Source organism: Curtobacterium sp. AC273 (assembly GCF_979253735.1).
In genome coordinates, this window is the sequence record NZ_CEEDDU010000006.1 from 1 (window position 1) to 15,530 (window position 15,530).

Here is a 15,530-nt window from a genome sequence, read left to right on the forward strand (position 1 = left end):
ATGCTTCGTTCAGTTTCAGAGCAGGTGTTTAACCGTTTTCGCATTTATCGTGAAACGCTTTCGCGTTTTCGTGCAGAATTTCACCCGGAGAACCGCATCGCGGACCACCGCACCGGGTACAAGGCGTACGACCTCGACCGCGTCATGAACGGTGCGCTCGAGGCCATCGTCAGTCCGCCATCCAGGCGGACGAAGAGGCACGTCTGGCCGCCATCGGCGACCAGGACGCCTAGGCCTGGAGGCACGGCTCCTGTCCGACAGTGATCCCACGTTCGCCGCGGATCGCCTCCTCGGGGAGGCGACCGCGCTCGGTGCATCTACGACGTGCCGACGCCACAGGTGGACGCCGAGCTCCTGCTCGCCCTGGGCGACGGACACGTCGCGCGGCGCCGTGCAGGCCCGGGCGCTCACCGGCGGCGCGATCGCCGCGGAGCACGTCGAGCGCTTCCGGCACGCCGTCGCCCGACGCGCCACACGTGAGCCGTTGCAGCACATCACCGGCGAGGCCCACTTCCGGATGCTGACCCTCGCGGTCGGTCCCGGGGTCGTCCCGCGGCCCGAGACCGAGGGCGTCGTGCAGTTCGGCATCGGCGCGCTCCGCTCGGTCGCGGTGGCCGAACGGTCGCCGTCGACCTGGGCTCCGGCAGTGGTGCCATCGCGGTCGCGATGGACACCGAGGTGCCGAACGCCGTGGTGTACGCCGTGGAGCGGTCGCCCGAGGCCTGCCCTGGACCCGACGGAACGTCGACGCGCACGGTGGGACGGTCCGCCTCGTCGAGGGCGACCTCGGCGACGCGCTGCCCGAGCTCGACGGCAGCGTGTCCGTCGTGGTCTCGAACCCGCCGTACGTGCCCGACGACGCGGTACCGATCGACCCCGAGGTCCGTGACCACGACCCGGCGATGGCGCTCTACGGCGGGCCGGACGGCCTCGACGCCGTCCGTGCCCTGGCCGAGACCGCGTGGCGGTTGCTCGTGCCCGGGGGAGTCCTCGTCATCGAGCACGCCGAGCAGCAGGGCGCCGGCGTCCGTGACGTGCTCGCGCGCCGGGGTTCCGCACCCCGGAGACGCACGTCGACCTGACCGGGCGCGACCGCACGACCACCGCGACCCGCTAGGCGGAGCCGAGCCGCGCCTCCCGGCCGCCCGCGCCCCCCGCACCCCGCGCCCCGCAAAACGCAACGTTGCCGACTTCTCGCAGCGGTGTACCGCTGCGCGAGGCGAGGTTGCGTTTTGCGGTGAAGGCTACGCGATGGGGGCCGCAGCGCGTTCCTGCGCCATGACGAACGCGCGCACCTCGTCGCGGAGGTCGGTGTCGCGCTCGACAACGGCGTGGATGCCGACGCTCCGCCGCGCGCCCGCGATGTTCTCGGGCATGTCGTCGGCGAAGAACGTGCGCTCGGCAGGGACGCCGTGGTGCGCGAGGGCACGACGGAAGACCTGGGTTCGGGCTTCCGGGCGCCGAAGTTGCTCGACGTGTCGAGGTGCTCGCCGAACAGGGGCGGGGCGACGGTGCCCAGCGATGGATCCAGCGGCCGACGGACCGTTGTTGGTGAAGGCCCGACGGCCGTGCTCGCTCGCGATCGAGGACCGCCTCGACTCGCTCGGGCAGCTCGGTCATGGCCGAGCCGCGGATCCGCGCCCACTCGGCCTCGGGCACGTCGCAGCCCATCGCCCGCTCGAGCGGCCGAGGTACTCGTCGCCGTCCGCGAACCCGCCGGCCTCGGCGCGCTGCTCGTTGCCGCAGTCCCACCAGCGTCGCCGGAGCTCCTGGAACTCGTGTCCGGTGAACTCGGAGAGCGCGGCCATCCGCACCTTCCAGTCGGCGCGGACCGGGACGTCGTCCATGTCGAAGAGGAACAGGGCGAGGCGCGGGTCTCGTTCCACGGTGCCCTCCATTGTTGTACTCATCGTCAGGTCATGGCATCCCGATACGACCACCGGCTTCGACGGGCATCACCGAACCGGGATGCGGCTCGCGCGGCCGCGCTCGGCCTGGAGGCTTCGTCGTCGTCCCCACCGACACCGTCTACGGCGTGGCCGCGGACGCCTTCAGCGCGGCCGCCGTCCAGCGGCTCCTCGACGCGAAGGGCCGTACCCGGCGCCAGTCGCGCCGCCGCCGGTCCTCGCTCCCGGTCCGCCCACGCTCGAGCGCTCGCGAGCGACATCCGCAAGCAGGTGCGTGACCTGGTGGACGAGTTCTGGCCGGCGGCCTCACCGTCATCCTCCGCGCCCAGCCGTCGCTCGACTGGGACCTCGGCGAGACGCGGGGCACCGTCATCCTCCGGATGCCGGACTCCCGGATTGCGCGCTCGAACTCCTGCCTGCAAGGGTGGGGCCGCTCGCGGTCTCCTCCGCGAACTCCACCGGCGACCCCGCGGCGATGGACGTCGACCAGGCCGAGGCGATGCTGGGCGACAGCGTCGCCGTCTACCTCGACGGCGGTCCGATCGAGGTGCACGAGGGCTTCGCGGCATCGACGGGGTCGATCGTCGACGCGACCGGACTGTCCCGCGGCGGCAAGCTCCGCATCGTCCGGCACGGCGTCGTCTCCGACGACGACATCACCCGGGTCGTCGGGGCCGACCTCGTCGGATGAAGTACTACCTGCTCGCGGGGGCCATCGCCGCCGTCGTGAGCTTCTGCGTCAGCTGGATCGTGTGGAAGCTGGGGCTGAAGTACAAGTGGTACCCGAAGAGAAAGGTCCGCGAGCGCGACGTGCCGCGCGCCGACGCCACGGCTCGGCGGCATCGCGATGTACCTCGGCGTCATCGTGTCCCTGCTCGCCGCCTGGTTCCTCTTCCCCTCCATCGCGGGGACCGACTACTTCCGGCTCGTCTTCGCCGAGCCGAACCGGGTCCTGGCCGTGCTCGGCGGGGCGACGATCATCGTGGTGCTCGGTGTCGCCGACGACATCTGGGACCTCGACTGGATGACCCAGCTCGCGGGGCAGATCATCGCCGCGGGCATCCTCGCGTGGCAGGGCGTGGCGATCGTCTCCCTGCCGATCGGCAACACGCTCGGCGTCGGCTCGTCCATGAGCCTGATCTTCACCGTGCTGGCGGTGGTGCTCGTGATGAACGCGGTGGGCTTCAACGACGGCCTGGACGGCCTGGTCGCGGGGGTCGTGGCGATCATCGCCGGCGGGGTGTTCTTCCTTTACACGTTCTTCATCAACCGCGTGGTCGTGCAGATTGAGTTCTTCTTCAACCTGCCGTCCCTGCTCACGGCGGTGCTCGTCGGCGCCTGCTTCGGCTTCCTCATCCTGAACTGTACCGCGAAGCTCTTCATGGGTGATGCGGGGGCGCTGCTGGTCGGGTTCCTGATGGCGACGAGCGCGGTCTCCGTGACGGGGAACATCGACCCCGCCGCGGTGCAGACTCGCCAGGCGCTCCTGCCGGCCTTCATCCCGATCCTGCTGCCGTTCGCGGTGATCGTGCCGATCCTCGACTTCGGGCTCGCCGTCACCCGGCGCCTGAGCGCGGGGAAGTCGCCGTTCTCGGCCGACCGGAAGCACCTGCACCACCGCCTGCTCGACATGGGCCACTCGCACTTCCACGCGGTGCTCATCTTCTACGCGTGGACCGCGACGGTCGCCGTCGGCTGCCTGCTGTTCCTCTTCGTGGACCTGGTACTGGGTGGTCGTCTTCGTCGCCGTCCGGGTTCTGGCGCGCCGTCGCCACCTTCGCGCCGCTCGGCCTGCGGCGCGCGCCGAGTTCGCCGCGCAGGTCGCCACCCGCTCCACCACCGTGGTGGACACCGCCAGCCTCGACCCGCTCGACCGGGCCGCCAACGATCCAGAGCCATCACGTGACCGCACCGAACGCGCTCGACCACGTCCGGCCGGTGTTCCGCCGCATCATCACCTGGGGCGCCGTCCTCGCGGTCGGACTCGCCGTCGTCGGGGGAGTGATCGGCCTGCTCGTGGCCGGCGGTCCCAGGGCTCGTCGGGGGCCTGCTCCGGGGCCGTCCTCAGCGCGTGGTGTTCTCTGACGGCCCGAACAGGCGTCGGCGTCGCCCTGCGGGTCTCGAAGGGGCAGATGGCATCGTGATGGGCACCTGGCTCCTGAAGTTCATCGTCTTCATCGTGGTGCTCGTCCTGCTCGGGATCGTGGCTGGGTGGACTTCCCGGTGCTCGCGATCGTGATCATCGCCGGGGTCGTCGGCTCGCTCGTCATCGACGTCGTCGCCGTGGCCAAGGCCCGCATCCCGTCGGGGGTGTCCCTGCCCGAGAGCTCCGCTTCTCCTGAGAAGGACGCACCCCGCAACTGAAGACCGGGAAGGCTCTCGCACCTGATAGGCTTCTCGGAGTCCGCGTCGGAGCAATGCTCCAGGCGGACGAGCCTCACAACGTCCACCATCGCGTGCCATGCGTGCGCGCGCCGGCCCCTGGGAGACAGCGCTGCTATCCCACGCTCTTCCCCTGTCCCTCACCGCTGCGGCTAACACCGTGGCGGCGGGGGCCAGCAAGGCCGCCGAGTTCCATGGTCCGTCGATCAACGAGTTCTTCCCGGATGCGATCTTCTTCGCGGGGACGCCCTTCGAGATCGATCGGCTCGTCATCATCCGCTTCGTCGCCGTCGCGGTCCTGCTGCTGATCGGCGTCATCGGGACCCGTTCGCTCAAGCTCGTGCCCGGCCGCGGCCAGGCGCTCATCGAGTACGCGTTCGACGTCGTCCGCCGGAACACCTTCGACAACCTGGGGGAGAAGGACGGCAAGCGGTTCCTGCCGATCCTCGCCACGATCTTCTTCTCCGTGCTGTTCCTGAACCTCACGGGTCTGATCCGCGGGTTCAACCTGCAAGGCACCAGCCCGTATCGCGTACCCGATGATCCTCGCGGCCGTCGCGTACATCGCGTTCATCTACGCGGGCCTGCGGAAGCACCCCGGCGCGTTCCTCCAGGGACGCCCTCTTCCCGCCCGGCGTGCCGTGGCCGCTCTACATCATCGTGACGCCGATCGAGCTCGTCTCGACCTTCGTGCTCCGTCCGGTGACGCTGACGCTGCGACTCCTGATGAACATGGTCGTCAGCCACCTGCTGCTCGTCCTGTTCTTCGCTGCGACGCCGTTCTTCTATTTCTTCGACAGCGAAGGCCTGTTCAAGCTCTTCGGCGTCGGGACGCTCGCGTTCGGCATCGCGTTCAGCTTCTTCGAGATCCTGGTCGCGCTGCTGCAGGCCTACGTCTTCATGCTGCTGACCGCTGTGTACATCCAGCTCGCGCTGGCTGACGAGCACTGACCAACGACCTGTACTGACCCCCAATACGGCACGGCATCCGCCGGGCCGCCATCTCGAAAAGGAAAACACGTGGACGCAACAATGGTTCTCGCGGAGATCAACAGCGACCTCGCTGACCATGGGCTACGGCCTCGCGGCGATCGGTCCGGCCATCGGCGTGGGCATCGTCGTCGGCGAGACCGATCCGAGTCCGTCGCTCGCCAGCCGGAGCTCTGGGGCCGCCTGACGACCCTCATGTACATCGGTATCGCCTTCACCGAGGCCCTCGCCTTCATCGGCATCGCCACGTACTTCATCTTCACCGGCACCAACTACGGCTACTCGATGCAGAACGCACTCATCATCGCGGCGGAGGAGACGCATGGTCCCCTCGTCCCGCCGCTGTACGACAACATCGTCTGGTCGCTGGTCGCGTTCATCGTCATCCTGCTGGTCTTCTGGCGGGTGTATCCCGCGGATCACGAAGATGCTCGACGAGCGCACCGAGGCCATCGAAGGTGGCATCAAGAAGGCCGAGGCTGCTCAGGAGCAGGCCGCGGCTGCGCTCGACGAGTACAACAACCAGCTCGCCGAGGCACGTGCCGAAGGCGTCGCGGATCCGTGAGCAAGGCCCGCGCCGACGCGAACGCGATCGGCGGCGAGCTGCGCGAGCGAGTACCTGCAGGCCGATGCGGCACGCATCACCGCCAACGCCCAGGCGCAGATCGAGGGGCCGAGCGTCGGAAGCGCTGTCCGGTCGAGCTGCGGAGCGAGGTGGGCACCCTCGCCCTCGACCTCGCCTCCGGTGTGATCGAGGAGTCCACTCAAGGAGGACGACGCCAAGTCGACTGCGGTCGTGGACCGGTTCCTCGCCGACCTCCAGGCCTCGCAGGCCACGAAAGACGGGGGAGCACTGAGCATGCGCAGCGCCACCAGGGAGGCACTGGCGGTCCACGGGGCGGTGCTCGCCGACCTCGGCGGGTCGGCCGACCTCGCCGCCGGTGCCGAGATCCTCGCCGCAGGGCGTGCGATCGCCGGTGCGCCGCAATGCTGCTCGGTCTGCTGTCCGACCCGAGCAGGCCGACCCGGCTGTCAAGAAGGTGGTCGTCGACCGCGTCACTTCGCCGGTCAGTCGGTCGCGACGCGTGCGGTCCTGACCGCGGTGGCCGGCTCGCGCTGGTCCTCGCACCGAGGACGTGCTCGTCGGCATCGAGGACGCGGGCATCCGCGCCGTGCTGCTACCGCCCCGTCCGGACGTCTCCCTCGAGTCCGAGCTGTTCTCCTTCGAGTCCGCCGTCCGTTCGGACGCCGACCTCGAGCTGGCGCTTGGCGCCAAGCTCGGCAGCCCGGCTGAGAAGAGCGCGCTCGTCGAGCGTCTGCTCGGCGGCAAGGCCTCGGCGCAGACGATCCGCGATCCTGTCGCACCTCGTGCAGCGGCAGCGTGGTCGACGCATCGGTGGAACTCAGTCCGCGATGCCTCGCGCCTCATCGTGGCCGAGCAGGCGGACAAGCTCGTCGCGACGGTCATCACCGCGACCCCCCTCTCCGCAGGCCAGGCGGCTCGTGTCGCCCGCAGGCCTCGGCGAAGTACGGCAAGGACATCAGCATCAACCACGTGGTCGACCCCTCGGTCGTCGGCGGGGTCCGGGTGCAGATCGGCGGCGACGTCATCGACGGCACCGTCGCCACGCGTCTCTCGGAGCTCCGGCTCCAGCTCGCCGGCTGAGCGTACGGTCGAAGCCGCCCCTCCCAAGTCCACAACGGGAACTGCCGAGTCAGGCAGCATCACCCTCTCGGAGCCTGACGGCCCCGGAAACCAACAAGGAAAATCCCATGGCAGACATCACCATCAGCCCCGATGGGATCCGTGATGCCCTGAAGGACTTCGTCTCGAACTACGAGCCGACGAAGGCCTCCACGGCCGAGGTCGGGCACGTCATCGACGCCGGCGACGGCATCGCGCACGTCGAGGGCCTCCCCGGCGTCATGGCGAACGAGCTCGTCCGCTTCGAGGACGGCACGCTCGGCCTCGCGCAGAACCTCGACGAGGACTCCATCGGCGCCATCGTGCTCGGCGAGTTCGCCGGCGTCGAAGAGGGCCAGGAAGTCACGCGTACCGGCGAGGTCCTCTCGGCCCCGTCGGCGACGGCTTCCTCGGTCGCGTCGTCGACCCGCTCGGCGCCCCGATCGACGGTCTCGGCGAGATCCCGGCCGAGGGTCGTCGTGCCCTCGAGCTCCAGGCCCCCCGCGTCGTGTCGCGCAAGTCGGTCCACGAGCCGCTGCAGACCGGCATCAAGGCCATCGACGCGGTGATCTCCGTCGGCCGTGGTCAGCGTCAGCTGATCGTCGGCAGACCGCCAGAACCGCCAAGACCAGCCATCGCGATCGACACGATCATCAACCAGAAGGCCAACTGGGAGTCGGGCGACGAGGACCGGCGAGAGTTCGCTGCATCTACGTCGCCATCGGTCAAAAGGGCTCCACGATCGCCTCCGTCAAGGGTGCGCTCGAGGACGCCGGCGCGATGGAGTACACCACCATCGTCGCCGCCCCGGCCTCCGACCCGGCCGGCTTCAAGTACCTCGCCCCGTACACCGGTTCGGCCATCGGCCAGCACTGGATGTACCAGGGCAAGCACGTCCGATCATCTTCGATGACCTGTCGAAGCAGGCCGAGGCCTACCGCGCCGTGTCGCTCCTCCTCCAGTCGTCCGCCGGGCCGCGAGGCCTGCCGAGGGTGACGTCTTCTACCTGCACTCCCGTCTGCTGGAGCGTTGCGCGAAGCTGTCCGACGAGCTCGGCGCCGGCTCGGTGACGGGTCTCCCGATCATCGAGACCAAGGCGAACGACGTCTCGGCGTAATCCCGACCAACGTCATCTCCATCACCGGCAGCTAGATCTTCCTGCCAGTCGGACTTCTTCAACGCGAACCAGCGTCGGCCGTCGACGTGGGCATCTCGGTGTCCCGCGTCGGTGGTGACGCGCAAGGTGAAGTCGATCAAGAAAGGTCTCCGGCACGCTGAAGCTCGAGCCTGGCGCAGTACCCGCTCGCTCGAGGCGTTCGCCGATGTTCTTCGTCCGACCTCGACCAGGCGTCGCGTCGTCAGCTGGACCGTGGTGCCCGCCTGACCGAGCTCCTCAAGCAGCCGCAGTACTCGCCGTACCCGGTCGAGGAGCAGGTGTCGATCCATCTGGGCCGGCACGAACGGCAAGCTCGACACCGTCCCGGTGCCGGACGTGCTCCGCTATCAAGTCCGAAGCTGCTCGACCACCTGCGTCGCAACTCCGACGTCCCTCACGACGCTGCGCGGGACCAGCCAGCTCAGCGACGACACGGTCTCGGAGCTGTCGAAGCAGATCGACGAGTTCACGAAGAGCTTCCAGACGAGCGACGGCAAGGCCCTCGGCTCCGAGCAGTTCGACGCTGCCGACGCCGAGGACGTCGACCAGGAGCAGATCGTCGAGGTCGTCGGCTAGATGGCAGCGCAGGTACGGGTCTACCGACAGCGAATCAAGTCCGCGAAGACCACGAAGAAGGTCACTCGCGCGATGGAACCTGATCTCGGCGTCGCGGATCCAGAAGGCGCAGGCCCGCATGGCTGCGTCCGGCCCGTACTCGCGAGCCGTGACGCGTGCGGTGTCGGCCGTGGCGACGTTCTCGAACGTCGACCACGTGCTGACCACCGAGCCGGAGTCGTCGACGCGGGCAGCCGTCGTGCTGTTCACGTCCGGACCGGGGCCTGAACGGCGCGTTCAGCGCCAACGATCCTCAAGCAGGGCGAGGAGCTCGCCGTCCTGCTCCCGCAGCGAGGGCAAGGACGTCGTGTTCTACCTGGTCGGTACGCAAGTCCGTCGGGTGCTTCGCGTTCCGTGAGCGTGCGTCCCGGAGCAGCGGTGGGTCGGCAACACCGACCAGCCGGAGTTCTCGACGGCCAAGGAGATCGGCGACGCCGTCGTGGCGAAGTTCCTCCAGGACACGGCGGAGGGCGGCGTGGACCAGATTCACATCGTCTTCAACCGCTTCCTCAGCCTGGCGGCCCAGGAGCCGCGGGTGGTGCGCCTGCTCCCGCTCGAGAGTCGTCGAGGGTGTCGAGGAGCCGTCGGACAACGAGCCGCTCCACGCTCTACGAGTTCGAGCCGGACGCCGATGCGGTGCTCGACGCTCGCCTGCTCCCGGTCTACTACATCGAGAGCCGCATCTTCAACGCCATGCTCCAGTCGGCTGCCTCCGAGCACGCCGCCCGGCAGAAGGCGATGAAGGCGGCCAGCGACAACGCGGACTCGCTGATCCGTGACTTCGCCCGACTCGCATGAACAACGCGCGTCCAGGCCGAGATCACGCAGCAGATCTCCGAGATCGTCGGCGGCGCCGGCGCCCTCTACCTCGTCGAAGAAGAAGTAGTCCGCGTCGTTCGCGGACGGTTACTACACCTCCCGGGAAGGCACCAGCCATGACCGACACCGCAACCACCGCGGTCGAGACGTCCGTCGGCCCCGGTGTGGCCGGATCGCCGTATGCGGGTCCCGTCGTCGACATCGAGTTCCCCAGCCGCCGTCCCGGAAGATGTACAACCTCCTGTTCACGACCATCACCATCGGTGACTCGTCGCAGGAGATCGGCCTCGAGGTCGCGCAGCACCTCGGCGACGACCTCGTCCGTGCCATCTCCCTGAAGCCGACCGACGGCCTGGCAGTCCAAGCTGGCCAGGAGGTCCGTGACATCGAAGGCGCTCCGATCGTCGGTCCACGTCGGCGACATCATGCAAGGGCAAGGTCTTCGGCGTGCTGGGCGACGACCTGCTCAACACCGACGAGAAGCTCGAGATCACCGAGCGCTGGCCGATCCACCGCAAGGCCCCGGCCTTCGACCAGCGTGAGTCCAAGACCTCGTGTTCGAGACCGGCATCAAGTCGATCGACCTCCTCACCCCGTACGTGCAGGGTGGCAAGATCGGTCTCTTCGGTGGTGCGGGCGTCGGCAAGGCCGTCCTCATCCAGGAGATGATCCAGCGCGTCGCGCAGGACTACGGCGGTGTGTCGGTGTTCCGGTGTCGGCGAGCGCATCCGTGTGGGCAACGACCTCATCGGCGAGATGGAAGAGGGGGGGTCTTCGACGAGGTGTACTTCCTCGTGGTCAGCCAGATGGACGAGCCGCCGGGAACGCGCCTCCGCGTGGCCCTGTCGGCGCTGACGGTAGCCGAGGTAAGCTTCCGCGATGTCCAGAAGCAGGACGTGCTCCTCTTCATCGACAACATCTTCCGCTTCCGCGCAGGCCGAGCTCCGAGGTCTCGACGCTGCTCGGTCGCATGCCGTCCGCGGTGGGCTACCAGCCGAACCTCGCCGACGAGATGGGTGCTGCTCCAGGAAGCGCATCACCTCGACGCGTGGTACTCGATCACCTCGCTGAGGCGATCTACGTGCCGGCTGACGACTACACCGACCCGGCGCCGGCGACCGGCGTTCCGCGCACCTCGACGCCGCCACGAGGCTCTCCCGCGAGATCGCGTCGCAGGGTCTCTACCCGGCGATCGACCTGCCTGACCTCGGCGTAGCGTATCATGGACCCCCGGTACCTGGGCGCCGACCACTACAGAGACGGCCACGCAGCGTCCAGCCAGATCCTCCAGAAGAACAAGGAGCTGCAGGAGTCATCGCCATCCTCGGTGTCGACGAGCTCTCCGAAGAGGACAAGATCACGGTCGAGCGTGCTCGTCGTCTCCAGCCAGTTCCTCTCGCAGAACACCTACATGGCGAAGAAGTTCACGGGTGTCAGAGGGCTCCACGGTGCCGCTCAAGGACACCATCGAGTCGCTTCTGCGCCATCGCCGACGGCGAGTTCGACCACGTCGCGACGCAGGCGTTCTTCAACGTCGGTGGCATCAACGACGTGGAAGAGAAGTGGGCACAGATCCAGAAGGAGAACCGCTGACATGGCGGGTCTCAGCGTGAGCGTCGTCTCGGCCGACCGTGAGGTCTGGTCTGGGCGACGCCTACCATGGTCGTCGCACGCACGACGGAGGGCCAGATCGGCATCCTCGCCGGGCACGAGCCGATGCTCGCGATCCTGGCGCAGGGTCAGGTCCGCATCACGCGGGCCGACGGCTCGGCCGTCGCGGTCGACGCCGAGGACGGCTTCCTGTCGGTGGAGCACGACACGGTGACGATCGTCGCGCGGCAGGCCGCGCTGGCGTCCCTGACCGGACGACCGTCCTCCTCCCGCCTTCGAGAGACCGAAGCGGGGGGGGAGCCCGAGACTCGGGCACGCTCGATCTGCGTGCGCTGTCGTTCCCGGAACTGGCTGCAGAGCGGGCCGCGGTGATCACCGCGGCCCGCTCCGATCGGTTCGAGGAGTCCTCGGCCCGGACGGCCCTGAGCTCGGCCGAAGTCGATCGAGACTGGTTCCGCAACCTCGTGCTCGAGGCCCTCCGGGACCATGCCGGCGAGTCGATCGGTACACGGGGTGCTCCCTACGACCCGCTCGGGGCGCTTTCGATGCCGATCCCGCGACTCGGGCGTGGTGGTTCGACCACGTGATCGTGCAGTCGGCGATGTTCAGCCCGATCGGTGGCGGCGACCCCGTCCCCGCTTACCGCCTGTCGCACGACTCCCGGTTGGGGACGCTGCGACTGGCCGCGCACTGGCCTGCGCCGTCGTCGCGCGTGCTCGACGTCCGGACGGCCGGTGGTCTCGTGCTCGACCTCCGCTCGAGGGGTACCGCCAGCTCGGTCCGGTGCACGGGGCGGTCGCGCCCGGGGTCGTGAGTGTCGACGGCTCCGGTCGTCGGAAGGCGCTCAACCACTGGAACAAGACCGCGAAGGGCCGCCTGGTGGCGCTGCTCGCCCGGACCGGCGCGCAGGCGTCGTCGATGACGGACCTCGTCCGGTGGGCGTCGACGCACGGCGTGGTCCTCGAGGAACGCGACGGCGGCTGGGACCTGGTCGCCGAGAGTCTCGAGCCCGTCACCGTCTGATCCGCGGCTCGGGTTCTAGCACACCGCTGACCCCACTCGTCCTCCACAGGGGCGGGTGGGGTCGTCGTTCCACAGATGGCCGGTGACCGCCGGCCTGGAGCGCGTGGTGCGTTTCGATGACCTGCATGATCCCCACGACGACACGAGTCCACCCGAAGCCGCAGTCCGGTACCCGCGCGAGATCGCGGCTCTGGTCACCCTCCGCGCGGCCTGCGCCGCCCTCGTCCGACTCGGCTCGAGCGCGCTCCCATGGCCGGCCGCCATCGCCGTCATCACGGCCTGCGGTGCCCTCGCGCCGCGCTTCGCGCTGCTCGGGTTCGTCGCGGCGCGCGACGCTCCGGACCCCGGACCGTGACGGCGTTCGACCCGTTCCACGACCCGACCCCGCCGGCGTTGCGCGGGTCCGGACCGGAGCCGGACCGTGACCGGGTGCGGATCGCGGGGGACCGGTGCGCGGAGGCGTGGCAGCGGTGGCGGGCGGACGACCTCTCCGCGGACACGGCGACCGGAGCGGCCGGTGCGCTGGCGATGGCGTCGTGGTGCGCGTGGGCACTGGGTTCGGTCGCACGCGCGCAGACCCAGAGCGCAGTACGCGCTCGAGACCCGGCCGGACGACCCGCTCGCGGCCCTCGTGCTGCGATCGGTCCGTGCCGCAGCGGTCCGGCGTGGGAGCGTCGATGAGGCCAGGCGGACCGGATCGTCTACGGTGGTGTGGACCACCCCCAGGAGGCCTCGAGTGCGCGACGACGACATCGATGACACCGTCATCCGTCGACCCGCCGTCCCGCGCTCCGACGATGCGAGGGGCGACGTGGGGGGCGACGCCGTGGACGACGCCCTCGGCGACACGGTCATCCAGACCGGTGCGCGGCAGGCGTCCGGACGGATCAGCGACCGAGGACACCATCGTCCGGGTGCCAGCGCGACCCGGCGCCGGTGGCGAGACGCAGGACGGGGCCGCACCGCGCCTCCCGGCCGCACCGACCGGGCCGCCCGCACCGATCGAGCCTCCGGCACCTGCGCCGGTGCCGGCGGGTGCCGTCCATCCGGATGGCGACCGTGTCCTCCCGCTCGATCGTCCCGTCATCGTCGGGCGGCGTCCCGCGCTGCCGCGGATCACGCGCAGCCCGGCCCCGAACTCGTGACGGTCCCGTCGGCCACCGGCCGGGTGTCGTCCTCGCACGTCCTCGTGCACGCCGAGGGCGAAGCCGCCGTCGTGGACGACCTCCGATCGACCAACGGCACCGTGGTGCGTCCGGCGGGCGCAGCACCGTTCCGGATGCCGGCGGGTGCGTCGAACGTCGTCCTGACGGGTACGGTTGTCGAGATCGGAGGCGGCAACGTCATCGAGGTCCTCTCGCCGCACCTGCGTGTCGCATCGTCGACGAGGGACCTCCCGCCACTGCCCCCGTGGCCCACCGATCCACCAGCCGGCCCGCCCCGAACCCCAGAGAGCGATCCTGAAACGTGACCGAACTCGGCCGAGCAGCGACTGCGCACGCCATCGACGTCCCCGGTGCCGACGGCGCCACCCTGACGCTCTCGTGGGGAGCAGCGACCGACGTCGGTCGGCGTCGTGACCACAACGAGGGCAGCTACATCGTCGCGGCACCGTTCTTCGTGGTCGCCGACGGCATGGGCGGGCACCTCGCGGGTGACCGGGCGAGCGACGCGGTCGTGCGTCGTCTCGAACAGGCGACCGAGAGCGCCTTCACCACCCGGCAGTCGATCCAGCGGGCGCTGCTGCTCGCGACCGCGGACATCGAGCGGGCCGCCGGTGGCAACGCGATCGGTGCCGGCACCACGGTGACCGGCATCGCGCTCGTCCGCGTCGCAGGGGCAGCCGGCGGCGCTGGTCTTCAACGTCGGTGACTCGCGCACCTACCGGATCGACGGCGGGGTCCTCCGTCGCGTGACGGTCGACCACTCGGTCGTGCAGGAGATGGTCGACGCCGGGCTGCTCCGTGCGGAGGACGCCGAGCGCCACCCGGACAGCAGCGTGATCACCCGTGCCGTCGGGTTCGGCGAGCCGCCGGAGCCCGACTGGTGGACCCTGCCGCTCCGTGCCGGCGACCGCTACATCGTCTGCTCCGACGGTCTCACGAAGGAGCTCGGCGACGCCGGCATCGCCCGCATCGCGGCGCGGGTGCCGGGCGCGCAGGACCTCGCCGAGCGGCTGGTCGGCGGCGCGGTCGTCGCGGGCGGCCGCGACAACGTGACGGTGGTCGTCCTGCAGGTCGACGGCGCACCCGACGACGGCGACGTCGAGGACACGCTCCCGCGTCACTGAGTGACCCCCGAACTGGGGTCCGACCGACGTTCCGCTGTGAGCGGTGTGCGGAATGTCGGTCACCCGCGGTTCGTACAATGGCATGGCCGTGACGAGAGAGCTGGCCGCTCGGCCGGGGGAGGAGGGCACGATGGCGCGACGTCTGCCGTCCAGCCCGCCCGTGATCGGCGGCTTCAGCCCCGTGCACGTCCTCGGGTCCGGCGGGTTCGCCGACGTCTTCCTCTACGAGCAGGACATGCCGCGTCGGCAGGTCGCCGTCAAGGTGCTCCTCGACGAGGTCGTGGACGACCGGGTCCGGCAGATGTTCCAGGCCGAGGCCAACCTGATGGCCCGCCTCAGCACGCACCCGTCGATCCTCACGGTCTTCCAGGCGAGCGTGGCCTCCGACGGCCGCCCGTACCTCGTGATGGAGCTCTGCTCGTCGTCGCTGAGCGAGCGGTACCGCCGCGAGCCCATCCCCGTGTCCGAGGTGCTGTCGATCGGCATCCGGATCGGGTCCGCGCTCGAGACGGCGCACCGTGAAGGCGTCCTCCACCGCGACATCAAGCCGTCGAACATCCTGCTCACGGCCTACGGCAACCCGGTGCTCTCCGACTTCGGCATCGCGGCGACCATCGGCGAGGCCGGCCCGGACGAGCCGTCGGCATGTCGATCCCGTGGTCCGCGCCAGAGGTCCTCATCGACGAGTCCCGCGGCACCATCCAGTCCGAGGTCTACTCCCTCGCGGCCACCGTCTTCTCGTTGCTCGCCGGTCGCAGCCCGTTCGAGATCCGCGGGGGCAAGAACGGCGCCGCCGACCTGATGGGCCGCATCGACAAGGGCGGGGTGAAGCCGACCGGCCGGACCGACGTCCCGCCGTCGCTCGAGCGCCTGCTCGCAGCCGCGATGTCCGCAAGGTCGCGGGCCGGCCGTCCACCGTGATGGAACTCGTCCGCGGGTTCCAGCAGGTCGAGGCCGAGCTCGGCATCCCGCAGACCGCGGCCGACGTCGCGGTCGAGGCCTGGGCCGTGGCGACGCCGACGCCCACGGCGACCGCACCATGATCCGTGAGCT

At 69.7% G+C, this 15,530-nt stretch carries 26 protein-coding genes and 6 pseudogenes; 30 read left to right on the plus strand and 2 right to left on the minus strand.

Annotated features, from left to right (window positions below; genetic code table 11):
* Nucleotides 1-78: 78 nt before the first annotated feature.
* The 3 genes and pseudogenes from ACZ8AI_RS10060 to ACZ8AI_RS10070 form a co-directional block, all read left to right on the plus strand.
* Nucleotides 79-233, plus strand: a pseudogene (locus ACZ8AI_RS10060) (peptide chain release factor 1); the annotation flags it as partial.
* Between the two features lie 158 nt (nucleotides 234-391).
* Nucleotides 392-889, plus strand: coding sequence for a hypothetical protein (locus tag ACZ8AI_RS10065; RefSeq protein WP_464858173.1), 498 nt, complete (start codon nucleotides 392-394; stop codon nucleotides 887-889).
* Nucleotides 849-1,082, plus strand: a complete 234-nt coding sequence (locus ACZ8AI_RS10070) for a hypothetical protein (protein ID WP_464858175.1) — start codon at nucleotides 849-851, stop codon at nucleotides 1,080-1,082. Before ACZ8AI_RS10065 ends, ACZ8AI_RS10070 begins: the two co-directional genes overlap by 41 nt.
* A 162-nt stretch (nucleotides 1,083-1,244) precedes the next feature.
* On the opposite strand, the gene ACZ8AI_RS10075 is transcribed toward ACZ8AI_RS10070, so the two are convergent.
* A complete protein-coding gene (locus tag ACZ8AI_RS10075) occupies nucleotides 1,245-1,376 on the minus strand; it encodes a hypothetical protein (RefSeq protein ID WP_464858176.1) in 132 nt (43 codons plus the stop codon).
* 240 nt (nucleotides 1,377-1,616) lie between these two features.
* Entirely contained in the window at nucleotides 1,617-1,886 is a 270-nt protein-coding gene (locus ACZ8AI_RS10080) for a hypothetical protein (RefSeq protein WP_464858177.1), read from the minus strand.
* A 149-nt stretch (nucleotides 1,887-2,035) separates the two neighbouring features.
* Between ACZ8AI_RS10080 and ACZ8AI_RS10085 the strand changes: the two genes are divergently transcribed.
* From ACZ8AI_RS10085 to ACZ8AI_RS10215, 27 genes and pseudogenes are all read left to right on the plus strand, one after another.
* Nucleotides 2,036-2,185 (plus strand): hypothetical protein, encoded by a 150-nt coding sequence (locus ACZ8AI_RS10085; RefSeq protein ID WP_464858179.1) that lies wholly within the window; start codon nucleotides 2,036-2,038, stop codon nucleotides 2,183-2,185.
* Complete coding sequence (locus ACZ8AI_RS10090; RefSeq protein WP_464858180.1) at nucleotides 2,182-2,598, plus strand: L-threonylcarbamoyladenylate synthase; 417 nt, start codon at nucleotides 2,182-2,184, stop codon at nucleotides 2,596-2,598. Before ACZ8AI_RS10085 ends, ACZ8AI_RS10090 begins: the two co-directional genes overlap by 4 nt.
* 156 nt (nucleotides 2,599-2,754) lie before the next feature.
* Nucleotides 2,755-3,813 carry an MraY family glycosyltransferase gene (locus ACZ8AI_RS10095; RefSeq protein WP_464858181.1) on the plus strand — a complete coding sequence of 353 codons (1,059 nt, stop codon included), beginning with the start codon at nucleotides 2,755-2,757 and terminating at the stop codon, nucleotides 3,811-3,813.
* A complete protein-coding gene (locus ACZ8AI_RS10100; RefSeq protein WP_464858182.1) occupies nucleotides 3,810-3,992 on the plus strand; it encodes a hypothetical protein in 183 nt (60 codons plus the stop codon). The genes ACZ8AI_RS10095 and ACZ8AI_RS10100 overlap by 4 nt, the downstream gene beginning before the upstream one ends.
* Before the next feature lie 126 nt (nucleotides 3,993-4,118).
* On the plus strand, nucleotides 4,119-4,271 hold the full coding sequence (locus ACZ8AI_RS10105) for a hypothetical protein (protein WP_464858183.1): 153 nt from the start codon (nucleotides 4,119-4,121) through the stop codon (nucleotides 4,269-4,271).
* A gap of 97 nt (nucleotides 4,272-4,368) precedes the next feature.
* A pseudogene (gene atpB / locus ACZ8AI_RS10110) lies at nucleotides 4,369-5,240 on the plus strand (F0F1 ATP synthase subunit A).
* Between the two features lie 81 nt (nucleotides 5,241-5,321).
* A pseudogene (atpE, locus tag ACZ8AI_RS10115) lies at nucleotides 5,322-5,540 on the plus strand (ATP synthase F0 subunit C); the annotation flags it as partial.
* Between the two features lie 166 nt (nucleotides 5,541-5,706).
* Nucleotides 5,707-5,844 carry a F0F1 ATP synthase subunit B family protein gene (locus tag ACZ8AI_RS10120; RefSeq protein ID WP_464858184.1) on the plus strand — a complete coding sequence of 46 codons (138 nt, stop codon included), beginning with the start codon at nucleotides 5,707-5,709 and terminating at the stop codon, nucleotides 5,842-5,844.
* Nucleotides 5,845-6,138: 294 nt separating this feature from the next.
* Nucleotides 6,139-6,573, plus strand: a complete 435-nt coding sequence (locus ACZ8AI_RS10125) for a hypothetical protein (RefSeq protein ID WP_464858185.1) — start codon at nucleotides 6,139-6,141, stop codon at nucleotides 6,571-6,573.
* Between the two features lie 102 nt (nucleotides 6,574-6,675).
* Nucleotides 6,676-6,945: a F0F1 ATP synthase subunit delta gene (locus tag ACZ8AI_RS10130; protein ID WP_464858186.1), complete on the plus strand. Its 270-nt coding sequence runs from the start codon at nucleotides 6,676-6,678 to the stop codon at nucleotides 6,943-6,945.
* A 107-nt stretch (nucleotides 6,946-7,052) separates the two neighbouring features.
* Nucleotides 7,053-8,695, plus strand: a pseudogene (gene atpA, locus ACZ8AI_RS10135) (F0F1 ATP synthase subunit alpha).
* Nucleotides 8,696-8,813: 118 nt separating this feature from the next.
* Nucleotides 8,814-9,092 (plus strand): hypothetical protein, encoded by a 279-nt coding sequence (locus ACZ8AI_RS10140; protein ID WP_464858537.1) that lies wholly within the window; start codon nucleotides 8,814-8,816, stop codon nucleotides 9,090-9,092.
* 212 nt (nucleotides 9,093-9,304) lie between these two features.
* Complete coding sequence (locus tag ACZ8AI_RS10145) at nucleotides 9,305-9,532, plus strand: F0F1 ATP synthase subunit gamma (protein WP_464858187.1); 228 nt, start codon at nucleotides 9,305-9,307, stop codon at nucleotides 9,530-9,532.
* A 250-nt stretch (nucleotides 9,533-9,782) separates the two neighbouring features.
* A pseudogene (locus ACZ8AI_RS10150) lies at nucleotides 9,783-9,896 on the plus strand (hypothetical protein); the annotation flags it as partial.
* A gap of 37 nt (nucleotides 9,897-9,933) precedes the next feature.
* Nucleotides 9,934-10,095 carry a hypothetical protein gene (locus ACZ8AI_RS10155; protein ID WP_464858188.1) on the plus strand — a complete coding sequence of 54 codons (162 nt, stop codon included), beginning with the start codon at nucleotides 9,934-9,936 and terminating at the stop codon, nucleotides 10,093-10,095.
* Nucleotides 10,096-10,107: 12 nt separating this feature from the next.
* Nucleotides 10,108-10,758 carry a hypothetical protein gene (locus ACZ8AI_RS10160; protein WP_464858189.1) on the plus strand — a complete coding sequence of 217 codons (651 nt, stop codon included), beginning with the start codon at nucleotides 10,108-10,110 and terminating at the stop codon, nucleotides 10,756-10,758.
* A 225-nt stretch (nucleotides 10,759-10,983) separates the two neighbouring features.
* The gene (locus tag ACZ8AI_RS10165) at nucleotides 10,984-11,166 is read left to right on the plus strand and encodes a hypothetical protein (RefSeq protein WP_464858538.1); all 183 of its coding nucleotides are present in this window, start codon (nucleotides 10,984-10,986) and stop codon (nucleotides 11,164-11,166) included.
* A pseudogene (locus tag ACZ8AI_RS10170) lies at nucleotides 11,148-11,410 on the plus strand (F0F1 ATP synthase subunit epsilon); the annotation flags it as partial. The gene ACZ8AI_RS10165 and the pseudogene ACZ8AI_RS10170, both read left to right, overlap by 19 nt.
* 337 nt (nucleotides 11,411-11,747) lie before the next feature.
* Nucleotides 11,748-11,978: a hypothetical protein gene (locus ACZ8AI_RS10175; protein WP_464858190.1), complete on the plus strand. Its 231-nt coding sequence runs from the start codon at nucleotides 11,748-11,750 to the stop codon at nucleotides 11,976-11,978.
* Nucleotides 11,975-12,187 carry a hypothetical protein gene (locus ACZ8AI_RS10180; protein ID WP_464858191.1) on the plus strand — a complete coding sequence of 71 codons (213 nt, stop codon included), beginning with the start codon at nucleotides 11,975-11,977 and terminating at the stop codon, nucleotides 12,185-12,187. The genes ACZ8AI_RS10175 and ACZ8AI_RS10180 overlap by 4 nt, the downstream gene beginning before the upstream one ends.
* Nucleotides 12,188-12,290: 103 nt before the next feature.
* A complete protein-coding gene (locus ACZ8AI_RS10185; protein WP_464858192.1) occupies nucleotides 12,291-12,542 on the plus strand; it encodes a hypothetical protein in 252 nt (83 codons plus the stop codon).
* Nucleotides 12,539-12,868: a hypothetical protein gene (locus tag ACZ8AI_RS10190; protein WP_464858193.1), complete on the plus strand. Its 330-nt coding sequence runs from the start codon at nucleotides 12,539-12,541 to the stop codon at nucleotides 12,866-12,868. Before ACZ8AI_RS10185 ends, ACZ8AI_RS10190 begins: the two co-directional genes overlap by 4 nt.
* Nucleotides 12,869-12,893: 25 nt before the next feature.
* Nucleotides 12,894-13,658 (plus strand): hypothetical protein, encoded by a 765-nt coding sequence (locus ACZ8AI_RS10195; protein ID WP_464858195.1) that lies wholly within the window; start codon nucleotides 12,894-12,896, stop codon nucleotides 13,656-13,658.
* Nucleotides 13,655-14,059, plus strand: coding sequence for a PP2C family protein-serine/threonine phosphatase (locus tag ACZ8AI_RS10200; RefSeq protein ID WP_464858197.1), 405 nt, complete (start codon nucleotides 13,655-13,657; stop codon nucleotides 14,057-14,059). The genes ACZ8AI_RS10195 and ACZ8AI_RS10200 overlap by 4 nt, the downstream gene beginning before the upstream one ends.
* 40 nt (nucleotides 14,060-14,099) lie before the next feature.
* Complete coding sequence (locus ACZ8AI_RS10205; RefSeq protein ID WP_464858198.1) at nucleotides 14,100-14,477, plus strand: PP2C family protein-serine/threonine phosphatase; 378 nt, start codon at nucleotides 14,100-14,102, stop codon at nucleotides 14,475-14,477.
* A gap of 88 nt (nucleotides 14,478-14,565) precedes the next feature.
* Nucleotides 14,566-15,279, plus strand: a complete 714-nt coding sequence (locus ACZ8AI_RS10210) for a serine/threonine-protein kinase (protein ID WP_464858199.1) — start codon at nucleotides 14,566-14,568, stop codon at nucleotides 15,277-15,279.
* Between the two features lie 118 nt (nucleotides 15,280-15,397).
* Nucleotides 15,398-15,520 (plus strand): hypothetical protein, encoded by a 123-nt coding sequence (locus ACZ8AI_RS10215; protein WP_464858200.1) that lies wholly within the window; start codon nucleotides 15,398-15,400, stop codon nucleotides 15,518-15,520.
* Nucleotides 15,521-15,530 lie beyond the last annotated feature (10 nt).